The sequence below is a fragment of the Acinetobacter sp. NEB149 genome (assembly GCF_012516415.1).
In the GTDB taxonomy this organism is placed as follows: Bacteria; Pseudomonadota; Gammaproteobacteria; order Pseudomonadales; family Moraxellaceae; genus Acinetobacter; species Acinetobacter lwoffii_V.
In genome coordinates, this window is the sequence record NZ_CP051208.1 from 1,956,009 (window position 1) to 1,976,636 (window position 20,628).

Annotated in this window: 20 protein-coding genes and 3 pseudogenes; 2 read left to right on the plus strand and 21 right to left on the minus strand. The window is 44.4% G+C overall.

From position 1 onward, the window contains the following. Positions 1 to 40: 40 nt before the first annotated feature. The 19 genes and pseudogenes from HGD77_RS09315 to HGD77_RS09405 all read right to left on the minus strand — a co-directional run bounded on the left by HGD77_RS09315 (position 41) and on the right by HGD77_RS09405 (position 15,057). Complete coding sequence (locus HGD77_RS09315) at positions 41 to 637, minus strand: 6-pyruvoyl trahydropterin synthase family protein (protein ID WP_004278864.1); 597 nt, start codon at positions 635 to 637, stop codon at positions 41 to 43. 152 nt (positions 638 to 789) lie between these two features. After that, positions 790 to 1,761 (minus strand): type II secretion system minor pseudopilin GspK, encoded by a 972-nt coding sequence (gene gspK / locus HGD77_RS09320; protein ID WP_138742529.1) that lies wholly within the window; start codon positions 1,759 to 1,761, stop codon positions 790 to 792. Between the two features lie 6 nt (positions 1,762 to 1,767). Then, positions 1,768 to 2,409: a type II secretion system minor pseudopilin GspJ gene (gene gspJ / locus HGD77_RS09325; protein WP_004278869.1), complete on the minus strand. Its 642-nt coding sequence runs from the start codon at positions 2,407 to 2,409 to the stop codon at positions 1,768 to 1,770. Continuing rightward, positions 2,406 to 2,831: a type II secretion system minor pseudopilin GspI gene (gene gspI / locus HGD77_RS17005; protein ID WP_392389738.1), complete on the minus strand. Its 426-nt coding sequence runs from the start codon at positions 2,829 to 2,831 to the stop codon at positions 2,406 to 2,408. Before gspI ends, gspJ begins: the two co-directional genes overlap by 4 nt. Positions 2,832 to 2,964: 133 nt before the next feature. Beyond that, positions 2,965 to 3,516 (minus strand): type II secretion system protein, encoded by a 552-nt coding sequence (locus HGD77_RS09335; protein ID WP_004278872.1) that lies wholly within the window; start codon positions 3,514 to 3,516, stop codon positions 2,965 to 2,967. Between the two features lie 9 nt (positions 3,517 to 3,525). Beyond that, positions 3,526 to 4,140 (minus strand): TetR/AcrR family transcriptional regulator, encoded by a 615-nt coding sequence (locus HGD77_RS09340; protein ID WP_004278873.1) that lies wholly within the window; start codon positions 4,138 to 4,140, stop codon positions 3,526 to 3,528. Between the two features lie 41 nt (positions 4,141 to 4,181). Further along, positions 4,182 to 4,955 (minus strand): TatD family hydrolase, encoded by a 774-nt coding sequence (locus HGD77_RS09345; protein WP_004278875.1) that lies wholly within the window; start codon positions 4,953 to 4,955, stop codon positions 4,182 to 4,184. Between the two features lie 27 nt (positions 4,956 to 4,982). After that, a complete protein-coding gene (locus HGD77_RS09350; protein ID WP_004278877.1) occupies positions 4,983 to 5,324 on the minus strand; it encodes a PilZ domain-containing protein in 342 nt (113 codons plus the stop codon). A 15-nt stretch (positions 5,325 to 5,339) separates the two neighbouring features. Further along, a complete protein-coding gene (locus tag HGD77_RS09355) occupies positions 5,340 to 6,320 on the minus strand; it encodes a DNA polymerase III subunit delta' C-terminal domain-containing protein (protein WP_138742528.1) in 981 nt (326 codons plus the stop codon). Between the two features lie 14 nt (positions 6,321 to 6,334). Then, complete coding sequence (kdsB, locus tag HGD77_RS09360) at positions 6,335 to 7,096, minus strand: 3-deoxy-manno-octulosonate cytidylyltransferase (RefSeq protein WP_138742527.1); 762 nt, start codon at positions 7,094 to 7,096, stop codon at positions 6,335 to 6,337. A gap of 12 nt (positions 7,097 to 7,108) precedes the next feature. Then, positions 7,109 to 8,113 (minus strand): tetraacyldisaccharide 4'-kinase, encoded by a 1,005-nt coding sequence (lpxK, locus tag HGD77_RS09365; RefSeq protein WP_138742526.1) that lies wholly within the window; start codon positions 8,111 to 8,113, stop codon positions 7,109 to 7,111. 3 nt (positions 8,114 to 8,116) lie between these two features. Continuing rightward, positions 8,117 to 9,843: pseudogene (gene msbA / locus HGD77_RS09370) on the minus strand (lipid A export permease/ATP-binding protein MsbA). Further along, the gene (locus HGD77_RS09375) at positions 9,843 to 10,265 is read right to left on the minus strand and encodes an ExbD/TolR family protein (RefSeq protein WP_004278885.1); all 423 of its coding nucleotides are present in this window, start codon (positions 10,263 to 10,265) and stop codon (positions 9,843 to 9,845) included. The pseudogene msbA and the gene HGD77_RS09375 overlap by 1 nt, the downstream one beginning before the upstream one ends. Positions 10,266 to 10,275: 10 nt before the next feature. Then, positions 10,276 to 10,913 (minus strand): annotated as a pseudogene (locus tag HGD77_RS09380) (MotA/TolQ/ExbB proton channel family protein). 31 nt (positions 10,914 to 10,944) lie between these two features. Continuing rightward, entirely contained in the window at positions 10,945 to 11,832 is an 888-nt protein-coding gene (locus HGD77_RS09385; RefSeq protein ID WP_004645475.1) for a ParB/RepB/Spo0J family partition protein, read from the minus strand. Next, positions 11,829 to 12,610 (minus strand): annotated as a pseudogene (locus HGD77_RS09390) (ParA family protein). Before HGD77_RS09390 ends, HGD77_RS09385 begins: the two are co-directional and overlap by 4 nt. A gap of 25 nt (positions 12,611 to 12,635) precedes the next feature. Beyond that, positions 12,636 to 13,268: a 16S rRNA (guanine(527)-N(7))-methyltransferase RsmG gene (rsmG, locus tag HGD77_RS09395; RefSeq protein WP_129716636.1), complete on the minus strand. Its 633-nt coding sequence runs from the start codon at positions 13,266 to 13,268 to the stop codon at positions 12,636 to 12,638. Between the two features lie 85 nt (positions 13,269 to 13,353). Then, positions 13,354 to 14,043 (minus strand): N-acetylmuramate alpha-1-phosphate uridylyltransferase MurU, encoded by a 690-nt coding sequence (gene murU, locus HGD77_RS09400; RefSeq protein ID WP_138742523.1) that lies wholly within the window; start codon positions 14,041 to 14,043, stop codon positions 13,354 to 13,356. Next, positions 14,044 to 15,057 (minus strand): aminoglycoside phosphotransferase family protein, encoded by a 1,014-nt coding sequence (locus HGD77_RS09405; protein WP_138742522.1) that lies wholly within the window; start codon positions 15,055 to 15,057, stop codon positions 14,044 to 14,046. 121 nt (positions 15,058 to 15,178) lie between these two features. Between HGD77_RS09405 and HGD77_RS09410 the strand changes: the two genes are divergently transcribed. Both HGD77_RS09410 and HGD77_RS09415 read left to right on the plus strand, forming a co-directional pair. Then, positions 15,179 to 17,632, plus strand: coding sequence for an LPS-assembly protein LptD (locus HGD77_RS09410; RefSeq protein ID WP_138742521.1), 2,454 nt, complete (start codon positions 15,179 to 15,181; stop codon positions 17,630 to 17,632). Continuing rightward, positions 17,632 to 18,939: a peptidylprolyl isomerase gene (locus HGD77_RS09415; RefSeq protein ID WP_044109557.1), complete on the plus strand. Its 1,308-nt coding sequence runs from the start codon at positions 17,632 to 17,634 to the stop codon at positions 18,937 to 18,939. Before HGD77_RS09410 ends, HGD77_RS09415 begins: the two co-directional genes overlap by 1 nt. Before the next feature lie 119 nt (positions 18,940 to 19,058). Here the strand turns inward: HGD77_RS09415 and hfq are convergent, their stop codons facing one another. After that, positions 19,059 to 19,586 carry an RNA chaperone Hfq gene (gene hfq / locus HGD77_RS09420; protein ID WP_004278899.1) on the minus strand — a complete coding sequence of 176 codons (528 nt, stop codon included), beginning with the start codon at positions 19,584 to 19,586 and terminating at the stop codon, positions 19,059 to 19,061. Between the two features lie 92 nt (positions 19,587 to 19,678). Beyond that, on the minus strand, positions 19,679 to 20,623 hold the full coding sequence (gene miaA / locus HGD77_RS09425) for a tRNA (adenosine(37)-N6)-dimethylallyltransferase MiaA (RefSeq protein WP_004645483.1): 945 nt from the start codon (positions 20,621 to 20,623) through the stop codon (positions 19,679 to 19,681). Positions 20,624 to 20,628: the final 5 nt, after the last annotated feature.

The window sequence follows — 20,628 nt, forward strand, 5'->3', positions numbered from 1 at the left end:
ATCCTAAATCTATGTCAATGGATTTAAAGTCACGCAGACTTTAAATCTGTACCTGTAAATCTACTGTAGGGTTATGAAATGGTGTGCCCTGTTTGAGCTTGGCAAACATGTCCGGATCTGTCCATTCAGCTTGCACCTGTTCAGAGAACTCAAGTTGCTCCAGACTCAAAATTCCCATCTGTTCATTTTGAATATCTTCTAAAAAGCTTTGTGCATAGCCGGTATCGGTTTCATGCACAATCACAGAATAGACTTCGACATCGCCTTCACCATTTTGAGTCACGGTCGATGCCAGCACCTGCTGTGCCAGAAAGAAGAAAATACGTGAAAACTGTTCTGCTGATGGCGATACCGGCAAAGACACCCAGCGCGCACTGAAATTCTTGCAGGCCTGAATATATTCCGGATCGTCATTTTGCCAAAAGCAGATGGCATGATCGAAAGAATCAAAGAAATCCTTAATCACACCTTTAAGCAGACCAAAGTCATAGACCATTTGACCATGATCTAGCTTCGAGGCTTTTAGCAATAACTCGACTTTATAACTATGGCCATGGATCGAACGCTTACAGCGATCTGACGTGCAGTTACGCACAATATGAGCATTCTCAAACTTAAATAACTTACGAATTAACATATGCCGTAATGTCGTCAAAAAATAGGTGAATTAATTTTGATTATAAAGCAAAAGTAAAGCTTTGAGGATTAATTTTGCTGTTTAGCATGATAGGGAAAAGGCATCAGCCCGGCATTTGCGCTTATCCAGCCTGTACAATTCATGAGCTAAAATTAAAATGGCGCCATGCTACGGTAAGCGACATAAACCTGTTTGTCCTGACGAACCAGATCGCTGCTAAACTGGCGCTTACGCTCACTTAAAACCACTTCGATTCGGGCTTTAAAATAATTGGATTGCACCCCAAGCAGACTGTTAAACAAATTACGCCTGTCCGCATCGACCTGAGCGAAAGGCTCCAGTGACCACAGATCAGTCACATTGGAAAAGTGCTCCAAATTGGCCTGACGCTGATCCAGCAATTGCTGCACTGCATTCACATCCAGCTTTTCATCCATACTAGCCAAAAGAAAAGCTGAAGCGGTATTAATATTGACCAGGCTCTCCTGCACCGGTGCAGTACTCAGATAAGGTGCTATCAGCTTATATTTATTCTCTTCAAAACCGCGTACTAGCTTTAATTCTTCTACGCTGTGAAATTTTGCATTTGGTGGCAAAGCGGCATTCGGCAAACCTTGATAATAATTAGATTCAGCACCCATGCCTCCACTAACCAGCTCGTCTGCATCCTGCCAATCAATGACTGCTTCACTGAGCTGTACCGGCAAACCGGCACGTTTTAGAATCAGCTCGAACCATGCTTTGGCATTTTCATTGACTGCGCCTTCGGCAGTAATCAGGCTATTTAAATTAAACTTGCCTGATTCATCCTGTATTATTCCGGAGACATAACCGTCATCTACCGGAAAAGCTGGCATGGGCTGCGCCCAGGTTTCCTGCAGATGGTCGACCTCTGCGGCATTTTCAGCATCATCGACCAGCAATTCAGAAAAAAAGGCCTCAGCACTTTTGGCATACATTAAGGACTGGTTTTGTCGCATCAAATAGGCAGTGCTTTCAGCAGTTGCAGCCTGACGCTGGGCAATCGTGGCAGCCAAAATAGTCGCTAGCGCTACCATCACCAGAATGGTAATCAGTGCAATGCCCTGCTGCTGCTTGATCATGATCGTTTTATTCATTTTCATTTCTTATTATTCTGAGCTGGGTTGACCGGTGTTCTGAGTATCAAGCAAAAAGTCCGTATTTAATAAACTAAACATCCATTCATAACTGACGCCATTCACGGTTAAATTGATTTTAACCCCTTTAGGCAACCTTTGCTTCTGCTCTAACTGATTCAGATCAGTAGAAGCATCTGGCCATTGCGTGAGCTCATTCGGATTGAGTACGACGATCTGGAATTGTTCCACTTCCGACAATAAAACACTGGATTCGGGCTGATCTTGACCTGTCTGATTCAGGTTCCGGTATTTCAAGCGATAAAGTTTCTGCTCATCAGCTCGATACTGATATTCAATGCGCTCATCTGGGGAAATCCCCTCTTCCAAAGGGTCAGTCACTCCAGTTTTACTGAAATTAAAGCGTCCGTTCTGTAGCACTAGAGCCGGCTGAATATCGCCATTGATATTGGCCGTTAAGGGTACTGCCTGTACGGTATCTCGCAGAATCTGCTGATAGGTTTGCTGTAACTGACCTAAACGCTGTTCATGAATCACATTCTGATCTTTGGTTTTGACAATATAATCAAAAACTTTCCAGCCCAAAGCAGACAGCACCGCAAAGATCGCAATTGCGACCATTAATTCAACCAGGGTAAATCCTTTAGGCTTCATGGAGTATTGTTCATACGATGATTAAAGAACATCAGGCTGGTGATACCAGATTCCACCTGACCACTGTCCTGATTAACCAGACTCACCTGCAGCTCGATCCGTTGTACATTCGGACTGACCGTCGGTTCGCTGCGCTTGTCAATCTGCCAGGTTTCACCTTGCTGGGTCAGCTGTTTGGAAGCCGTCCCTTCCATCCATTCCTGATTAATTTCCATTTGTGCCACTTCATTTAAGGCAACAAACTGTGCTTTGGTACGTAGAATGGCATTCGAGGTCGACTGGGTATATTGAATCGCGACTTTGGTCAGGGTCATGGCTGCGGTCGCAAAAATTGCCAAGGCCACCATGACTTCCAATAAGGTAAAACCTGAGGCACGATTAAGTCGAGTAACACTCGACCGTGCCGCAAGTCCGAAAGCTATGCTTGAGGAGCAGCGATAAACGAAACAACGTTTCGTCCGAGCGCAAGATGAAGAACTCTGTTCAGAGTGCACACGATTAAGCCGAGTAATACTCGGCCTGATAGCACCAAATCCAGTATTCTGCTTGAAATATCTAGATTTCATTGATTTTACCCAGATGATCAATCTCAATCGCAGCACCCACTTCACGGTCTTCCAAAAAGAATTGAATCCGCACCGGTTTGACTTCACCATTGCCGAGCCAGATCAGTTTAGGTGCATTAGCCTGAGTCAGATCACGATTTTGTGCATTGGTATAACGCTGCTGTTCCAGCGCCTGCATCTGAAAGGACACATGATCAGGTAAATTACGCAATTTGAAATCTGCATAACTCTGCCATTTCTCATTTTGCAGGTTCTGTTCAGTCTGCGCTGCTGAACGATATTCTATAATTCCATAACGAAATGGCGTGACATCTGTTGCTGGCCGAACGTCAAGCGCGAGTATTCTAGACTGGTCATTGGCCTCGCGTAGCACCCGTTGCAAGTCTACTAATAAAATTTCCCGTGCCTGCATTGCTTTGCGCTGATCGACACCACTGGTATTGAGCAGCACTAGTGAAGCCATAATCCCCATAATCACAATCACCACCATCAATTCGATTAAGGTAAAGCCACGAACTGCACTGTGAGGTGATCTGATCATAGGACAACCTTAGACAAACTGGTCGGCAGAATGCACCTGCTTGGGCAAAGCCAGCGCCTGATCGATATAGGCCACACGCAAGGTATCGCGTGAACCCAAGTAACGCTGATAGAAACTGGAATTGAGAATTGCGGCTGCACCATGGGTCAGCGACCAGATCGACGCTAGATAATCGCGTACCGACATGCGGCTGTTGATCGATGCCAGATAAGTTTCTGTCATACGGATAATCAGGCGTAAGCGCTGTTTGCGCACCTGATAAAGTTCGCTAAACAGGTGCTGGATTCCAACCCCAGTCGTCGACAGGCGTTCTTCAATTTGATGAAACAGCACAGTACGTTCAGGATGATGCAAATGATGCAGCATAAAGAAGGCCAGATGTTCAGGAAAGGCTTTATCGCTATCCTGAATCATTTCCAGCAACATGCGCTCATTTCGGATAATCAGCAGCATGTATAGTTCATCTTTACTCTGGAAATGTTTATAAAGTGTCCCTTTGGCCAGATCAAGCTCGGCGGCAAGCGCATCAAGCGTCATTCCTGCTTCACCATTTTCTAACAGGAGTTGCTCTGCTACTTGAAAAATCAAGGTTTCTCTTGCTCGAAACTGAGCTTGACGATCCATCTTCACCCTATAAACTCTCTTTGTACTTTATATAACTTTATTTACTTTAAATTCAGAAGATTTTCAAAGTTCTGCTTTGTGATATAAGCCATTTCTTCCAGTGACTTATCATATACATCGCAAAGCGCTTTGGCTACATAAGGAACGTATTTAGGCTCATTAGATTTGCCACGATACGGCATTGGCGCAAGATAAGGACTATCGGTTTCAATCAGCACACGATCCAGCGGAACCTGTTTGGCGACATCACGCAGATCCTGCGCATTTTTAAATGAAACAATTCCGGAAAATGACACATAATAGCCGCAATCCAGTACCGCTTTAGCGGTTTCCCAGTCCTCGGTAAAACAGTGCAGAATGCCATGCGTAGATTTTTCCGCGCGAATAATATCGACGGTATCATGCTTGGCGGAACGGGTATGAACAACTACAGGTTTTTTGGTGATTTGTGACGCATGAATATGCCGGGCGAAACAGGCCTTTTGCTCTGCAATAAAATCGGTACTGTGATAATAATCAAGACCTGTTTCACCGAGCGCCCAGACTTTCTCCGGTTGTGCCAGCTCGACCAGATATTCAGTCGTGGCACGCGCCATGGTTGCAGCATCTTCGCAAGGATGTACGCCAACGGTATAGCCGACATCTGCATGACGCGCGGCAATTTTGGCCAGCTCGATATGATCATCCAGATCGACCGAGATACTCATGAATTTGGAAACACCGGCTTCACGAGCCTGAGCCAATGCTTGGTCCAGATCACCATGATATGGTGTCAAATCAAGCAGGGTTAAATGACAATGAGTATCTACAAACACGATGCGTTCCTACCAAGGGTAAATTAACTACATAGTGTAACTTTTACGTCCTTCAGATTTAAGACCCGCAACCAGACGATCTGCTTCATTTTTGAAATAAACGCCTTTTTCACCGCTTAACTGGATGCCAAAGCCTTGGGGCTTGATGCCATTCTGCTTTTGCGAGACCCAGATGACTTTACCAGTTAAAGGAATTTTCTGGGTCTGGTCAGGCAAAGTTGTCAATACAAAAACTTCTTCGCCCAGTTTGACCGGCTGCTTGGAAGGAATAAAAAGCCCACCACCCACAACATAAGGCATATAGCTGGCAAACAGTGTTTCTATGTCAGGAATATTGGCCTGAATAATACCGCCCATACGTGGTTGCATGTGATTTCCCTTTAATTAAAGATTCATCAGCTTGATAAACAATTCATCAATAACCAGATTGCTTTGGACATTCTGCTCGAGGTATTGCTTGGCTTGCTGAAAATCCTCATAAATTTTAAAAAGTGCTTCTAATGAATATTGTTCGGCAAGCACATTGAATTCAAGGTCAATGTTTTTCACCGTCTGATTTAGCTTGACACAAATTAAATCGGACAACAAGTATTCAAACATTTGAGCAAAGTCACCAAAATTCAGGTTTTTATTCCATTTGGTCGCAATTGCCATCGGCATATTTTTTTGCATGACCAGTTTTTGCCAGTCTTGCAGGAATTCCTGACGTAGTGGCAGCCAGGCACTTTGTGCAACCTCTAGTGCCTGTAACGGCATCTGATTGGACAGGTTCATCAATAACTGTTGTTGGCTAGCACCTGCATCTGGGAGCTGATTCTGGACATAATCGCTAAATTGTTCTGCGGAAATCCGGTCCAAAGCAAAATGCTGCAAACGACTGCGTATAGTCGCGGGCAATTTTAAATAATGATTCGCCAGTAAAATAATGACCGTATTATCACCGGGTTCTTCCAGTGTTTTGAGTAAGGCATTGGCAGAGGCAATATTCAAGGCTTCTGCCGGCTCAATCACAATCACGCGCCAGCCATCTACAGTCTGTTGCACAAAAGGCAGCAGATCGCGAATCTTCTCGATCTTGATTTTGGCATTCTGTTTTTTATTGTCGTCATCGGTACTGATATGCACATAGTTGGGATGGGTGTCTGCCTTTAACCATTGACAGCTACTGCATTCACCACATGGCCCGGCAGGCTGACGATTCAGGCATAACACCCAAGCCAGAAACTGTTGGGTAAACGCTTCTTTACCACAGCCTTTTTTTCCATAAAACAATAAACCATGTCCAAGCTTGGGAAAGCGCCCGGTCAGGGTTTCCCAAACCTGTTGCTGCCATGGATAGATATGTGCATTGACATCAAAAGGCATGTATTTGACTCTTCTTAGGCAAAATGGGAAAGATCCATCTGATTCAGGCGATCTAGATCTTCCTGAGTATCTACCCCTGGCGGCAAATTGGCTTCAGCCACCGCAATGGCAATACGGTGTCCATTTTCCAGTACCCGTAACTGTTCTAGAGATTCCAGTTTCTCCAGCACACCCATTTCCCAGGTCACATATTCTTGCAACAGTTTTACCCGATAGGCATATAGACCTAAATGACGATAGGCCTGATCATGCAGCTTCGGTTCAGCGAGTTTAGCGCCATCACGGTCATAAGGAATGGTAGCACGGCTAAAATACAGTGCCTGCTGCTGTTTTGACATTACGACTTTTACAATGCTGTCGCGTTTGAATTCATCCAGTTGATGGATCGGCTCACATAGCGTCGACATGGAAGATTCAGGCTGATCTTCCAAGAGTTGAGCAACCTGTTTTACCAGTTGCGCCGGCAGTAAAGGTTCATCCCCCTGTACATTGACAATGATGTCATCACTGGCCCAGCCTTTAGTTCGAGCCACTTCACTCAAGCGGTCTGTGCCTGAAGGATGATCCGCTGAGGTAATCACCACATCAATGCCTTCAGCACGGCAAACGGCTGCAATACGCTCATCATCAGTTGCCACACACAGATCGTCAAAACCTTGCACTTTTTTGGCTTGGTCCACTACCCGCAGAATCATGGGACGACCATGAATGTCCAGCAAAGGTTTACCCGGTAAACGTGAACTGGCGAAACGTGCAGGAATAACAATGTGTTTCATAATGAATGAGCCTTAAGAAATTTGAATACCGTATTGTTGTAACTGTTGCTGCAAGACTGTATAGCAGGCTGGCGATAGGACTGCATCGACTGGCACCACCCAGATATCCTGTTTAAAATCTGGATATTGTTTAAGTAGCGCCATAATTTTTACTGCGTCTTTTTCAGTGGTAATAATCGGATTGTTATCATCGAACTGTAAATCTTCAATGTCATAGTCATGATGGTCTGGAAACTCATGACACTGAAATTGTTCTATGCCTAAATTTTGCAAGGTCTGATAAAACCGCTGTGGAAAGCCAATGCCGACTACCGCATAAAAAGCCGCTTGAGGATTAAAGATTTTAGTGCCGTCCTGATTGAGCAAATAAGGCTGTGATGCAGCCAGATGCATATTCAGTTCAGAACCTGGATGGGCTGCATGCTCAATTACGGTTCCCGTTTTCAAACGGGTCACTGGTTCACGTAGATAACCTTCTGGAAGCAGTTTCTGATTACCCAGACCGCGATTATTATCCAGCACAATCCACTCAATCTGGCGGTTCAAGGCCCAGTGCTGTAATCCATCATCACAGATAATCAGATCCAGTTCATGTTTCTGCAGCAATAACTCGATACTTTTCTGCCGGTTGGGACCAACTGCCATCGGCACGCCTGTTGCCTGTACAATCAAGGCAGGCTCATCTCCGACAATCTCCGGCAAGGTATTAAAGTCGACATAGGCAGGAAATGGACCTTGGCCGCCATAGCCTCGACTGATCACGCCTACCCGAACATTTTTCTCGGTTAAATAATCCACCAGATGAATCAACAAAGGTGTTTTACCGCTACCACCGACTGTGATGTTACCAATTACCATAACGGGAATTGGTGCACTATAACTTTTTTTAATGCCTTTTTGATAAAGCCAGTGATTGCTGACAAAACCCAGGCGATACAACCATGACAAAGGACGCAGCACCACCAGCCACTTTGCCTGTGCATTCCAAGCATCCTGAATGATTTGTGCTAATGCCATGAGTTACTGTTCCTCAAAGTTACGCTGATGCAACTGATAATAAGCACCATGTAGCGTAATCAGTTCGGCATGACTGCCCTGCTCAACAATACGGCCCTGATCCATAACCACAATACGATCCGCGTTTTCAATCGTCGATAGACGATGTGCAATTACGATGGTCGTACGGTCCTGCATGGCTTTATCAAAGGCACGCTGAATAAAGTATTCCGACTCGTTATCCAGCGCACTGGTCGCTTCATCCAGAATCAGGATAGAGGCATTTTTCAAAATTGCGCGTGCGATCGCGATGCGCTGACGCTGGCCACCAGACAGGTTTAAACCCTGGGCACCCAGCTGAGTATCATAACCTTGCGGCAATGCCATAATAAAATCATGCGCATAGGCTGCCTTTGCTGCCGCGATAATATCTTCATCGGAGGCACCTTCAAGCTGACCATAAGCAATATTTTCCCGCACAGTTCGGTTAAACAGTACTACTTGCTGGTTCACCATGGCAATTTGGGTTCGCAAGGCGGTAATTTCAAAATCTTCAATCGGTTTCTGATCCAGCAGGATCTGCCCAGAAGTTGCATCCTGATAACGCACCAGCAGATTCACCAGAGAACTTTTTCCTGCACCAGAACGTCCTACCAGCGCTACTGTTTCACCGGCCTTGACCTGTAAATTAAATTCATGAATGGCATGATGGCCATCATCATAAATCAAGTTAACATCTTTAAACTCGATATCGCCTTTTAGGCTATCAGTCAACGTCCCGGTATTTTTTCCTCAGGCATATCCAGCAATTCAAATACTGAATGTGCTGCGGCCATACCCCGTTGAATCTTTTCATTGATATCCGTCAAGGCTTTGATTGGTCTTGCCAGCATACCCGCCGCAGTAATATAAGCAACAAATTCACCGGCAGAGGTGTCACCCAAGATTTGTGGGCGCAAGGCAATAAACATCACGATACTCAGTGAAATGGACATGATCAACTGAACGACAGGACTATTCAACTGTTGCACAGCGACCATTTTCAAGCCACGACGCAAGTTTTCAAGCGAGTTCTGTTTAAAGCGTTCCTGCTCAGAACTTTGCCCGCCAAAACCCTTGACAATCAGGTTGGCATTCACCGTTTCCTGAACCACATGGTTTACATCACCCATGGTGTCTTGTACTTGCTGCGATAATTTACGCATCCGTCTTGCAGCTTTACTGATAATAAAGCCAATGACTGGCGCAAAAATCAGGATACACATGGTCAGACGCCAGTTGGTATACAACAGGTAGCCTAATAATGCCAGGGTGATCAAACCTTGTTGCAACAAGGTTCTTAAAGCTTCAGTTGAAGCAGCCGTCAACTGTTCAACGTTATACATAATTTTGGCAGTAATATGCCCGCTGGTATTGTCCAGATAATACTGGGACGGTAAACGCAGCAATTTTGCAAAAACTTCCTGACGGATATTAAATACCAGATTCCGGGAAATTACCGCAGTAAAATATCCACCCATGAATAAACCCAGGCCCCGGAAGAACATGAGGATGACCACCAAAAACGGGAAAAGTGAAGTGAAACTCTGGTCTTTATTTTGAATCGCCTCAATAATATATTCCAGCAATTTGGCGACAGAAACTTCTGTGGCCGCATTAATAGAAAAACCTACCAGGACAAGTAATGCGATGCCCCAAAATGGTTTTAAATAACTTAAAAGGCGAAGATAGACCTTAAAATCGTGCTTCACTAATAACCTCGGGTAGGTACTTTGGTACTGATATTGATATTCACAAAGCCGAGCTGCCCGGCCACATCCATGACACGAATCACGTCCTGATGACTGGCTTTTGCGTCAGCTGCGATGACAAACATTAAATCACGGCGTTCATTTGAAATCTGTTTAATTGCAGTATTTAAATCCGCAACTTCCTTGCTGGCCAAGGATTGACCATTGACTGCATAATGACCATTAGCATCCACAATCACTTCAACTTTCTGATCATAGCTTTTAGGCGGTACCCCTTGCGCGTCAGGCAAGGTTAGATTCATTCGGCTCATTTGACTAAAAGTCGTCGACAAAAGCAAAAAGACCAGAATAAACAGCAGACAGTCAATCATTGGTGTCAGATTAATATGCACATCTTCCACCTGGTTGCGTTTGAATTTCATCATCCGCCTCCTAGCTGGCTTTTTGCATGTCTTGGTCTATGTCTGCATGATTGCGATAAAAAAGATCCGCATGAAACAAAGTCGCTTGCTGCTCAAGTTCAGCCACATATTCCTGAACAAGACGCTGAAAATAACGGTGCGCAAACAGTGCAGGAATTGCAATCAGCATACCGGCTGCTGTGGTAATCAACGCCTTGGAAATACCCGGCATCATCAATACCGGATCACTCCCGGTCCCCACATCGATCATCAGGAAAGACTCAATAATCCCAAGTACAGTCCCCAACAAACCGAGTAAGGGTGCAACTGCACTCAGCGTACCCAGAAAATTAATATTTTTTCCAGATACCCGATTTCCTGTGAAGCCGCTACTTCCATCTGCGCGCGAGCATACTGCTCACCCTGCTGTTTAGTCGCATAACCTGCGGTAAATACCCGGCCCAAAGTGCTTTGCTTTAAGGCCGCACTTTGATTCATTTTTTGCATGACTTGTGCTGTATTTTGCGAAGGCCCCATCAGCAGGGTCAACGGAAGCACTGCATTCTTTTTCAGACGAATCAGACGCTCGATCGAAATCGCCAGCATAAAGATAGAACACAAGACCAGGGGCAGCATAAGCCAGCCACCTGCTTTAACCAATTCCCACATCTAATTTATTCCCCAATAAAAAATAGATAAATTATTCATCTTCTAAAATAGAAAGAATGCCATCAAGTTCTTCTAAAGAGTGATAGCTAATAACCAGTTTCCCTTTACCTTGCTTGTTATAGTCAATTTTAACATCTGCACTGAAACGCTCTGAAAGGCGCTGGGTCAATTGCTGAATATCTGGTGCTACCGCTTCCTTTACTTTTTCTTGTTTAGGTGTATTGAAATCACGGACTAACTGCTCGGTTTGACGCACAGACAGACTTTTTTCAATTACGATATCTGCAACTTTGAGCTGATCTTTAGCTTTTAAGGTTAAGATCGCACGTGCATGCCCCATATCCAGCAAACCTTGTTGCATAAAGTCTTTCACTTCTTCAGCCAAGCTGAGCAAACGAAGCAGGTTACTCACTGTCGTACGCGCTTTACCAACGGTATCTGCAATCTCCTGATGGCTTAAACCAAATTCTTCATGGAAACGCTGTAAGGCCAGCGCCTGATCAATCGGATTCAGATCTTGACGCTGAATGTTTTCAATCAGCGCCAGTGCAATGGCAACCTGATCATTCAGATCCCGTACAATCGCAGGAATTTCGGTTAAACCCGCTAACTGTGCCGCACGCCAGCGACGCTCACCTGCAATAATTTCATACGGATAGCGCTCATCGTCAACCGGTCGGATCACGATGGGCTGCATGATGCCATGCTTTTCAATCGATGCCGCCAGTTCTTGCAAATCCTGCTCGTTAATATAACGGCGTGGCTGGTATTCACCGCGCTTGAGCAAGTTTACATCGATCTGTTTTAGCTGACCATGATCAATGCCTTGGGCTTCCATCTGTAATTTTTCTTTTTGAATTGATCCCAGCAAGGCATCCAAGCCACGACCTTTGGCGAGTCCACGTTTCTTGACGGTCATGCTTTACTTCCTTTTTTCACTTTGCTTTTCTTTAATACTTCAGCTGCCAGATTTAAGTAAGCAACCGCACCCTTTGAACTTTTTCAAAATAAATCACTGGCAAACCGTGCGCCGGCGCTTCAGCCAGACGGATATTCCGTGGAATCACGGTTTCATACAGTTTTTTACCAAAATATTGTTCTAATTCTTCAGAGACATCACGAGTCAAGGCATTGCGTGCATCGTACATGGTGCGTAATACACCCACAATTTGCAGGTCCGGATTCAAGGCTTGCTGAATCCGGTCGATGGTTTGGGTTAAATCCGCCAGACCTTCCAGTGCATAATATTCACACTGCATTGGAATCAGCACACCATCCACGGCTGCCAAAGCATTGACAGTAATCAGGCTAAGACTCGGTGCACAATCGACAATGATATAGTCGAATGAAGCTTCAATTTCCTGCAATGCATCCCGCAAAATGAACTCGCGCCCTTCCTGCTCTGCAATCGCCAACTCAACCCCAGCCAGATCACGGTTTGCCCCAAGAACCTTGTAGCCGACTTCCGCCTTAGAGATCGCCGTTTCAATCGGCACTTCACCCAGCAACACATCAGTAACCGAATAAAGTAGGTCATTCTTCTGAATGCCAGACCCCATGGTCGCATTGCCTTGCGAATCCATATCAACCAGCAAAACACGTTTTTTTAACACAGCTAAAGATGCCGCCAAATTTACTGCGGTTGTGGTTTTACCGACACCACCTTTTTGGTTTGCAATCGCAATAATTTGTGCCATGTTGCCCCCAATCCCTTTAAAAATCTTAAATACGTTTTAATAGAAGTAAATGACGCTGTTCGTCTAAGCGCGGAACTTTAAGTTCAATAATCTCACAACTAAATTCATTTTTTAAAGTAACAACTTCATCTTCAGGAATTAAGCCTTTCATTGAGGCAATAATTGTTTGCTCATGCATATATGGCTTAGAAGCATCAACGAAGTCTGTTAATGATGCAAAGGCACGACTGGTAATTACATCAAATTGACCCAGTTCATTGATGCTGTCTTCGTTTTCTACACGCGTTTGCACGGCAATGACATTTTTAAGTTTCAGGTCAGCAATAAACTGCTTGAGGAAACGAATTTTTTTACCGTTTGAGTCCAGCAATACACATTCACGCTCAGGCTGACATAAAGCAATGATCATGCCCGGCATACCACCACCTGTGCCGATATCCAATAATCGACCCGCTGGAAGATCTTTCAGAATGCTCAGACTATCGAGCAGATGCTTGACCAGCATTTCCTTAGGATCACGGATTGCAGTCAAATTGTATGCTTTGTTCCACAACACCAAAGCATCCTGATACTTGAGTAATAAATTTAAAGCTTCATCAGATAGCTCTAAACCCAAAGCCTGGCTACCCTGCTTTAGTTCTTGAAAAAACATGTGCATAAACAATCTACGCTCGAAAAAGTTAGGTGGAAGTATACCGTTTTCTCTATATTGGCACAGTAGGCAGTGCTTAGCGAATATTCACTTAAGCAAACTTCCCTTCATGGATCGCTGTATCCAGTGCCGTTAAACGCTCCGGGGTCCCCACATCTACCCAAATGCCTGCCAGTTTAGAAGCGCGAACCTGCTGATTCTGCATTGCCGCTTTTAGCAATGGGGCTAAAGGACGCTTGCCAGTGTCTAAGCCTTGGAACATCTTCGGATCAAGTACAGATATACCGCTAAACGTCAGGTTTTCACCTTCGATTTGCTGATCAAAAGTATAAGCTCTCCCTTCTGCAAGCGTGAAATCACCCTCTGGATGTTGTTCAGGGTTCTGCACAAGTACGAGATGCGCCAAATTATCCTTTAGATCAATATCCAGTAAAGGTGCAAAATCCATCGTGGTCCAGACATCACCATTTAACAGAATAAAAGGTTCATCACCGAGTAGCGGCAAGGCATTAATGATTCCACCAGCGGTTTCCAGACCTTCACCCTCATGTGACCAAAGGATGTTAATGCCAAATCGTGAACCATCGCCCAAAGCTTCTGCGAGTTTTTCACCGAGCCAAGCCGTATTGATGACAATTTCAGTAACACCGATCGCAGCCAGTTTCTCTATATGCCAGACAATTAAGGGCTTGCCCCCAACTTCCAGCAAAGGCTTTGGCGTATGCAGCGTTAGCGGCCGCATACGATTACCGAGTCCTGCGGCCAAAATCATCGCTTTCATTCAGGCAGCCACCTCATATGAGCCATATTTAGCTTCAAATGCAGGCATCACTCTGTCACGCATAAACTGCATGAATGGCTCTAGTTCTGCATAAGCCTTAGATTCTTCAAGCAGATACCACATCACACGTGGTAAATCTTTCAGATAACCCGACTTGCCATCACGTTCAAACAGACGCACAAAAATACCTAAAATCTTGATATGACGCTGAATCGCCATCATGTCGGCGTCTTTTTTAAACTGTTCAAAGTCACGCTCTTCTTTAGCAGATGCTGGCAACAAGTCATAAAAGTTTTTGAACCAGCGATACACACGATCGGCATTCCACTGTACATAGGCATCACGGGTAATCGAGATCAAGTCATAAGTATCCGCACCAATCACAGCATCCTGAAAATCAATCACACCGAGTTCGGTTTCATTGTCGATTTTCATCAAGTTACGACTATGGAAATCCCGATGCACGATCACCTGTGGCTGTGCCAATGCGGCATTCGCCAAAATCGCAAAAGTGCGTTTGATCAAGGCGCTTTCTGATTCAGTCAGTTGAACCTTTAACGCTGGTAACATCCAGTCAGTCAGCAATTCCATTTCCGAGATCAGTTTTTCATAAGAATATGCCGGGAAATGCCCTTCTCCAGCAATCGATTGTAGTTGAATGAGCTGCTTAAAGCTTTGCTCATAATAGGCATCTACAGTCTCGTCATTCAGCAGATTCGACAGCAGCACATCACCAAAGTCTTCGAGCAGTAAAAAGCCATTTTCCAGGTCTTTTGCCACGATATGCGGAACACGCACGTCATGTGCATCAAAAAACTCATCTATCGTCACAAAAGGCACACAATCTTCTTTTTCTGGTGGTGCATCCATCAGCATAAATGTTTTATTATTCAGTTTGATTCGTGCATAACGACGGAAGCTGGCATCACCTGCTAAAAAATGAGTTTCAAATTGATCTGAACCGAGTACAGAGGCAATCCAAGATTGTATCAATTGTTCGCGTTGTGTATTCATTTGCAATTAATTCTAATACAGGCTGAGTTTTTAAAGTGCTAAGTGTAGCTACTTATCAACTTTTTCTCTATGATGCGACAATAATTAATTGCGATAAAAGCATGATTGGTTAATGAGACAAATGAAGCATCACTTTAAAATAAATCCTCTAGCGACTGCGATCTTAACCCTTTTATGTGGCAGCTCAGCCTCCGGCTATGCTGCATCAAATGTCTCGTCCGATGTAAATGCAGAACAACTCAAACAGCGCATAAATGAGACCTATCCAGGTGAAGCATTCTTTTCGCAATACTATGTCGACAAATCCTCAGCTGAAGCACAGCAGCGGCAGGAAAAATACTTAAGTTCGGCTTATTGTGAAGGCACCTGGGTGACCCCGATTGCCCCAGATGCAGCAACCGTTGCGCCAGATCAGGCTACATCCACCATTACTGCAGATTATGGACACTACAATCCAGCAGGTGACTCTTATTTAGAAGGCAATGTCATCATTGACCAGCAAGGTCGCCAGATTCGTGCTGAACGCGTAACGATTGATCAAACCCAGACCTATGCCAAAGCAGAAGGTCGGGTACAACTTGCTCAGGGTGGCCTGCTCTCACAAAGCGATGATATTAATTATAATTTAAAGACCCAAGAAGGCGACCTAAATAACAGCTTCTATATTGCCGAGCAGCAACATGCGCATGGTCGGGCAGAAAAGATCGCCAGAACCTCGACCGAGACGGTAGAACTGGAAAATGCGACCTATACCACCTGTCCACCTGAGCAAAAACCAACCTGGAAAATCCAGGCAGAAAAGATCAAGCTGAACCAGGAAACTGGACGTGGTGAAACCCGCAATACCAAGCTATATGTTAAAGATGTTCCGGTCTTGGCAGTTCCCTATTTCAACTTCCCGATTGATGACCGCCGCACTACCGGTATTCTGACGCCGACATTTGGCTTTACCAATGATGGTGGTCTGGAACTAGGTGTTCCAGTTTACCTGAATTTAGCGCCGCAATATGATGCGACGATTACGCCGCGTTATATTGGCGATCGTGGTACGATGTTAGACGGTGAGTTTCGCTATCTGACTGAGAATTATGGTGAAGGCCGTATTTGGGGAGGTTATTTACCTTCCGATGAAAGCTATAGCGATGAAGACCGTAAAAGCCTGCATTTCTTACATAACTGGCAGATCAATAATCAACTATCAACCAACCTTGAATATAACTACGCTTCAGACAAAGATTACTTTGCCGATCTGGATAATAACCCGAACTCTAAAACTGACCTGAACTTACGCCGTGCCTGGGAAGTCAATTATAAAAATGGTATTCCTGGCTTAAAGGCACAATTCAAAGTCGAAGACTTCCAAACCCTAGATCCAACCGTACTGGATGAAGATCGTCCTTATGCACGTCTGCCGCAGCTTTTAGTCAATTACAAAACTGGCAATCCATTGGGATTACAGCTTGAGTTTAATAACGACACAGCATATTTCCAGAAGGATCTGAGAAATTTCGCTGATACTGATCCAACGGGTAAGAAGGTATATCAACCGAGTGGTACACGGATCTATAATGACTTTTCCGTGCGTTATAATCATTTTACCCCGTGGTCATTCTTCATTCCTCAGGCAACTGTACGCAACATCAATACTTTCTATGATGAAAAAACCCAAAGCCGTAGCGCGTCTAGTGAAAATAATTCAATTGTGGTGCCACAATTCACGCTGGACACCGGCTTAATTTTTGAAAAAGAAGGTACGTATCTACAGACCTTAACGCCTCGTCTGTTCTATGCGTATTCACCTTATGAGAACCAGCAGAATCAGCCAAACTTTGATTCAGTCGTCGCTTCGATTAATTATGATCAACTTTTCAGTGCGCGTCGCTTTTATGGTAATGACCGCCTGGAAGACAATAACTTTGCCTCCTTAGGTCTGAGCTATAGCCTATTTAATGAAGAAGGTCTGGAGCGCCTGCGTGCCAGCGTTGGACAGAGCTTTTTCTTTGAAGATCGCCGTGTAACGTTGGAAAATGATGCAGATGAATTCGACCGTGAAAGTCATACTGGCCCTGTAATTCAACTGACCAGCCAGCTGTCAAATAATGTTCACGTTAATCTGAACTCAAGCTGGATGTCGAATGGATCGAATGCCCAACGAGATTTGCAGGTTTATTATACCGGTGAGCAAGGCAATCTTTATAACCTAGGCTATTTCTATCGCAAAGATATTCCGAACCGTCAAAAGAGCTATGATCATGTGGTGGGTTCATTTATCCAGCCGATTGCCAACAACTGGCGTCTGGTTGGACATGCCCAGTTTGACCTCGATAATAGTGTCGCACGGGAATATTTACTTGGCGTGAACTATGAGTCATGCTGTTGGGGAGTTTCTGTTTACGGTCGCTCATATTACAATGACTTAGACGACGTTAATGATTCAAGCGTCAAAGCCAAACGCGCTATTATGGCCGAAGTCAGCCTGAAAGGCTTAGGTGGGTTAAGCAGCAAACTCACCTCATTACTAGAAAATCGTATTCTAGGTTTTAACAATATCAATCAAACTTGGACAGAACGTTAATGAAGACAAAACAGTTAAAACAAATTTTTAAAGCAACCGCACTTGCGCTATGCCTTTCTTCAGCGATGACGACTTTTGCTGTTGCCCAACCTAAAGATGAAGTTGTAGCTGTAGTCGACAATAGTATCATTCTACGTAGTGACCTGGCTCAAGGTGTAGCCGAAATCTCACATCAGCTGCAAAAACAGAAAAAGGCAGTTCCACCACAACAATATCTTGAGCAACAAGCTTTAGAGCAACTGATTATTCGTCAGGCACAGCTTGAACAAGTTAAACGTTATAATATTCGTCCAGATGAAAAAGCTTTAAATGAAGCCGTCCTGAAAGTTGCCCGTGATTCTGGTTCACCGAGTCTGGAAGCATTCCAGCAGAAACTGGATGCCATGGCGCCCAATACCTATGCTTCTTTACGTAACCGTATCGCTGAAGATTTAGCACTGAATCGTTTACGTCAACAAATCGTGACTTCACGTATTCAAATTACAGATCAAGATGTTAAAAACTTCCTAAATACCCCGCAAGGTCAAGCTTTGCTTGGCAGTCAGGTCCATGTACTGCATTTACGGGTAAGCGGTGAAAATGCTGAACAAATTGCAACAAAGGTAAAGCAAGAATTAAATAGCAGCAATGACATTCAGGCGATCAGCAAAAAGTACAGCACTGGCGGCGTTAAAGTCGAAGCTGCTGATATGGGTGTGAGAAACCTGTCAGAAATTCCAGCAGAACTGGCTGCACGCGTGACCACCCTGCAACCAGGTCAAACTTCTGAACTGATTCCTGTCGCTGATGGTGTACATGTTCTGAAGCTCTTGGAACGTAAAGGTGGCGAACAGAAAGCCCTTGTTCCTCAATATTTAACACGACACATTCTGATTCAACCGTCTGAAGTGGTCAGTCCTGAAAATGCCAAACAAATGATTGATAGTCTGTATAACCGCCTCAAACAAGGTGAAGATTTTACTGTTTTAGCTTCAACGTTCTCCAATGATACTGGCTCGGCTCGTGATGGCGGAAGTCTTGGCTGGGTTAGCCCAGGGGTAATGGTACCTGAATTTGAACAGCAGATGAAAAGCACCCCAGTAGGTCAGTTCAGTAAACCATTTCAATCCCAGTTTGGCTGGCATATTCTGCAAGTGAGTGAAACACGCCAACAAGATATGACACAGGAATATCAGGAACGTATGGCTCGCCAATTGCTTGGTGAACGTCAATTTGATGCCGAATTAGATAGCTGGTTACGTGAAACGCGCAATAATGCTTATGTAGAAATCAAAGATCCTCAACTGGATCCTAAACGTAACCGTTAAGCCTTACCATAATCCTAAAAAGCCAACGACATCTCGTTGGCTTTTTATTTAAAAAACTTAAAACGTACAGATATAAAAAAACCTCTCATATAGAGAGGTTTTTTAATTTTCAAACTCGATTAACGATTGTTTTCATCGTCTGAAGAGTCTTCAAATTTAGTGTCGTTGTCAAAACCAGTGCCTTGACCACCAAAGCCAGCACCTTGACCACCGAAGCCACCTTGACCACCGAAGCCGGCACCTTGACCACCAAAGCCGCCTTGACCACCAAAGCCACCGCCTTGACCGCCGAAGCCACCTTGACCACCGAAGCCGCCGCCTTGACCGCCAAAACCACCTTGACCACCGAAGCCGCCAGCACCTTGACCGCCACCAAAGCCACCTGCAGCACCTTGACCACCGAAGCCCGCACCTTGTGGACCAGCAGGCGCGCCAGCAGGACGTGGATTACGTGCAGGTACTACAGTTGAAATTGCATGCTTATAAACCATTTGGCTTACTGTATTTTTTAATAAAACCACGTATTGGTCAAAAGATTCGATATGACCTTGTAATTTAATACCGTTTACTAGGAAGATAGATACTGGGATACGTTCCTTACGGAGAGAATTCAAGAATGGATCTTGTAAAGTTTGACCTTTAGACATGTTATAACTCCAAAAAAAATTAAAAATCAGCGCAAAAACTATCTCTATTTTTCAATTAAAAATTATAAAAAAGATAGTCCCTAAATTTTGCTTTATCCGTGACAGTTTCGCAAGTCTTCTTGAGCCTGCTGTAGCGTAAAATATGTTGTAAATTTATGCTTTTCTTGCAAAGACCTTAACCACGTATATTGACGTTTTGCAAGTTGTCGTGTCGCAAATAAAGCTTTATCCTCCATTTCCCGTTGCTTTTCCTTGGTTTTATCAGCATTTTTTAAGAATTCCATAGCCTGACGATAACCCACTGAACGCATGGAAGGTAAATTTTCATTAAAATCGTATTTTTCAATTAAATTCACAACTTCATTTAAAAAACCGCTTTTCCACATAATTTCCAGACGTTGTTCAATACGCCCATGTAATTCTAACCGATCTGGCATCAGTGCATAATTATGGAAACTGTAACGATATGGTAAGTTTTTAGGTTGTTCTGCCTGTAGTTTTGTAATCGGCTCACCAGTCAATTTAAAAACTTCCAAGGCTCGAATAATGCGCTGCTTGTCGCTAACCTTGAATTTTTCACCGGCAATCGGATCGACTGCACATAATTCTGCATAAACCGCTTCCCAGCCCTCCTGCTCACCCTTGGCTTCAATCTCTGCCCGGATAGCATAGTCTGCACTTGGTAGGTTATCTGACAAACCTTCAAGCAAGGCCTTAAAATACAGCATGGTTCCGCCAACCAGAATCGGGGTTTTACCACGCACATGAATATCATCAATCAGGCGGCAAGCATCTTCGACAAAGTTGGCTGCAGAATACACTTCAAGTGGACTAATAATATCAATCAGATGATGCGGATAGCGCGCCAGTTCCTCTTTAGAAGGTTTGGCTGTACCAATGTCCATTTCCCGATAAACCAGTGCAGAATCGACCGAAATCAGCTCAAATCCCCCTTGCTCATACAGTTCACATGCCAAAGCGGTTTTACCACTTGCAGTTGGCCCCATTAAATTGATGACCGGCAATTGATTGGACATGTAAA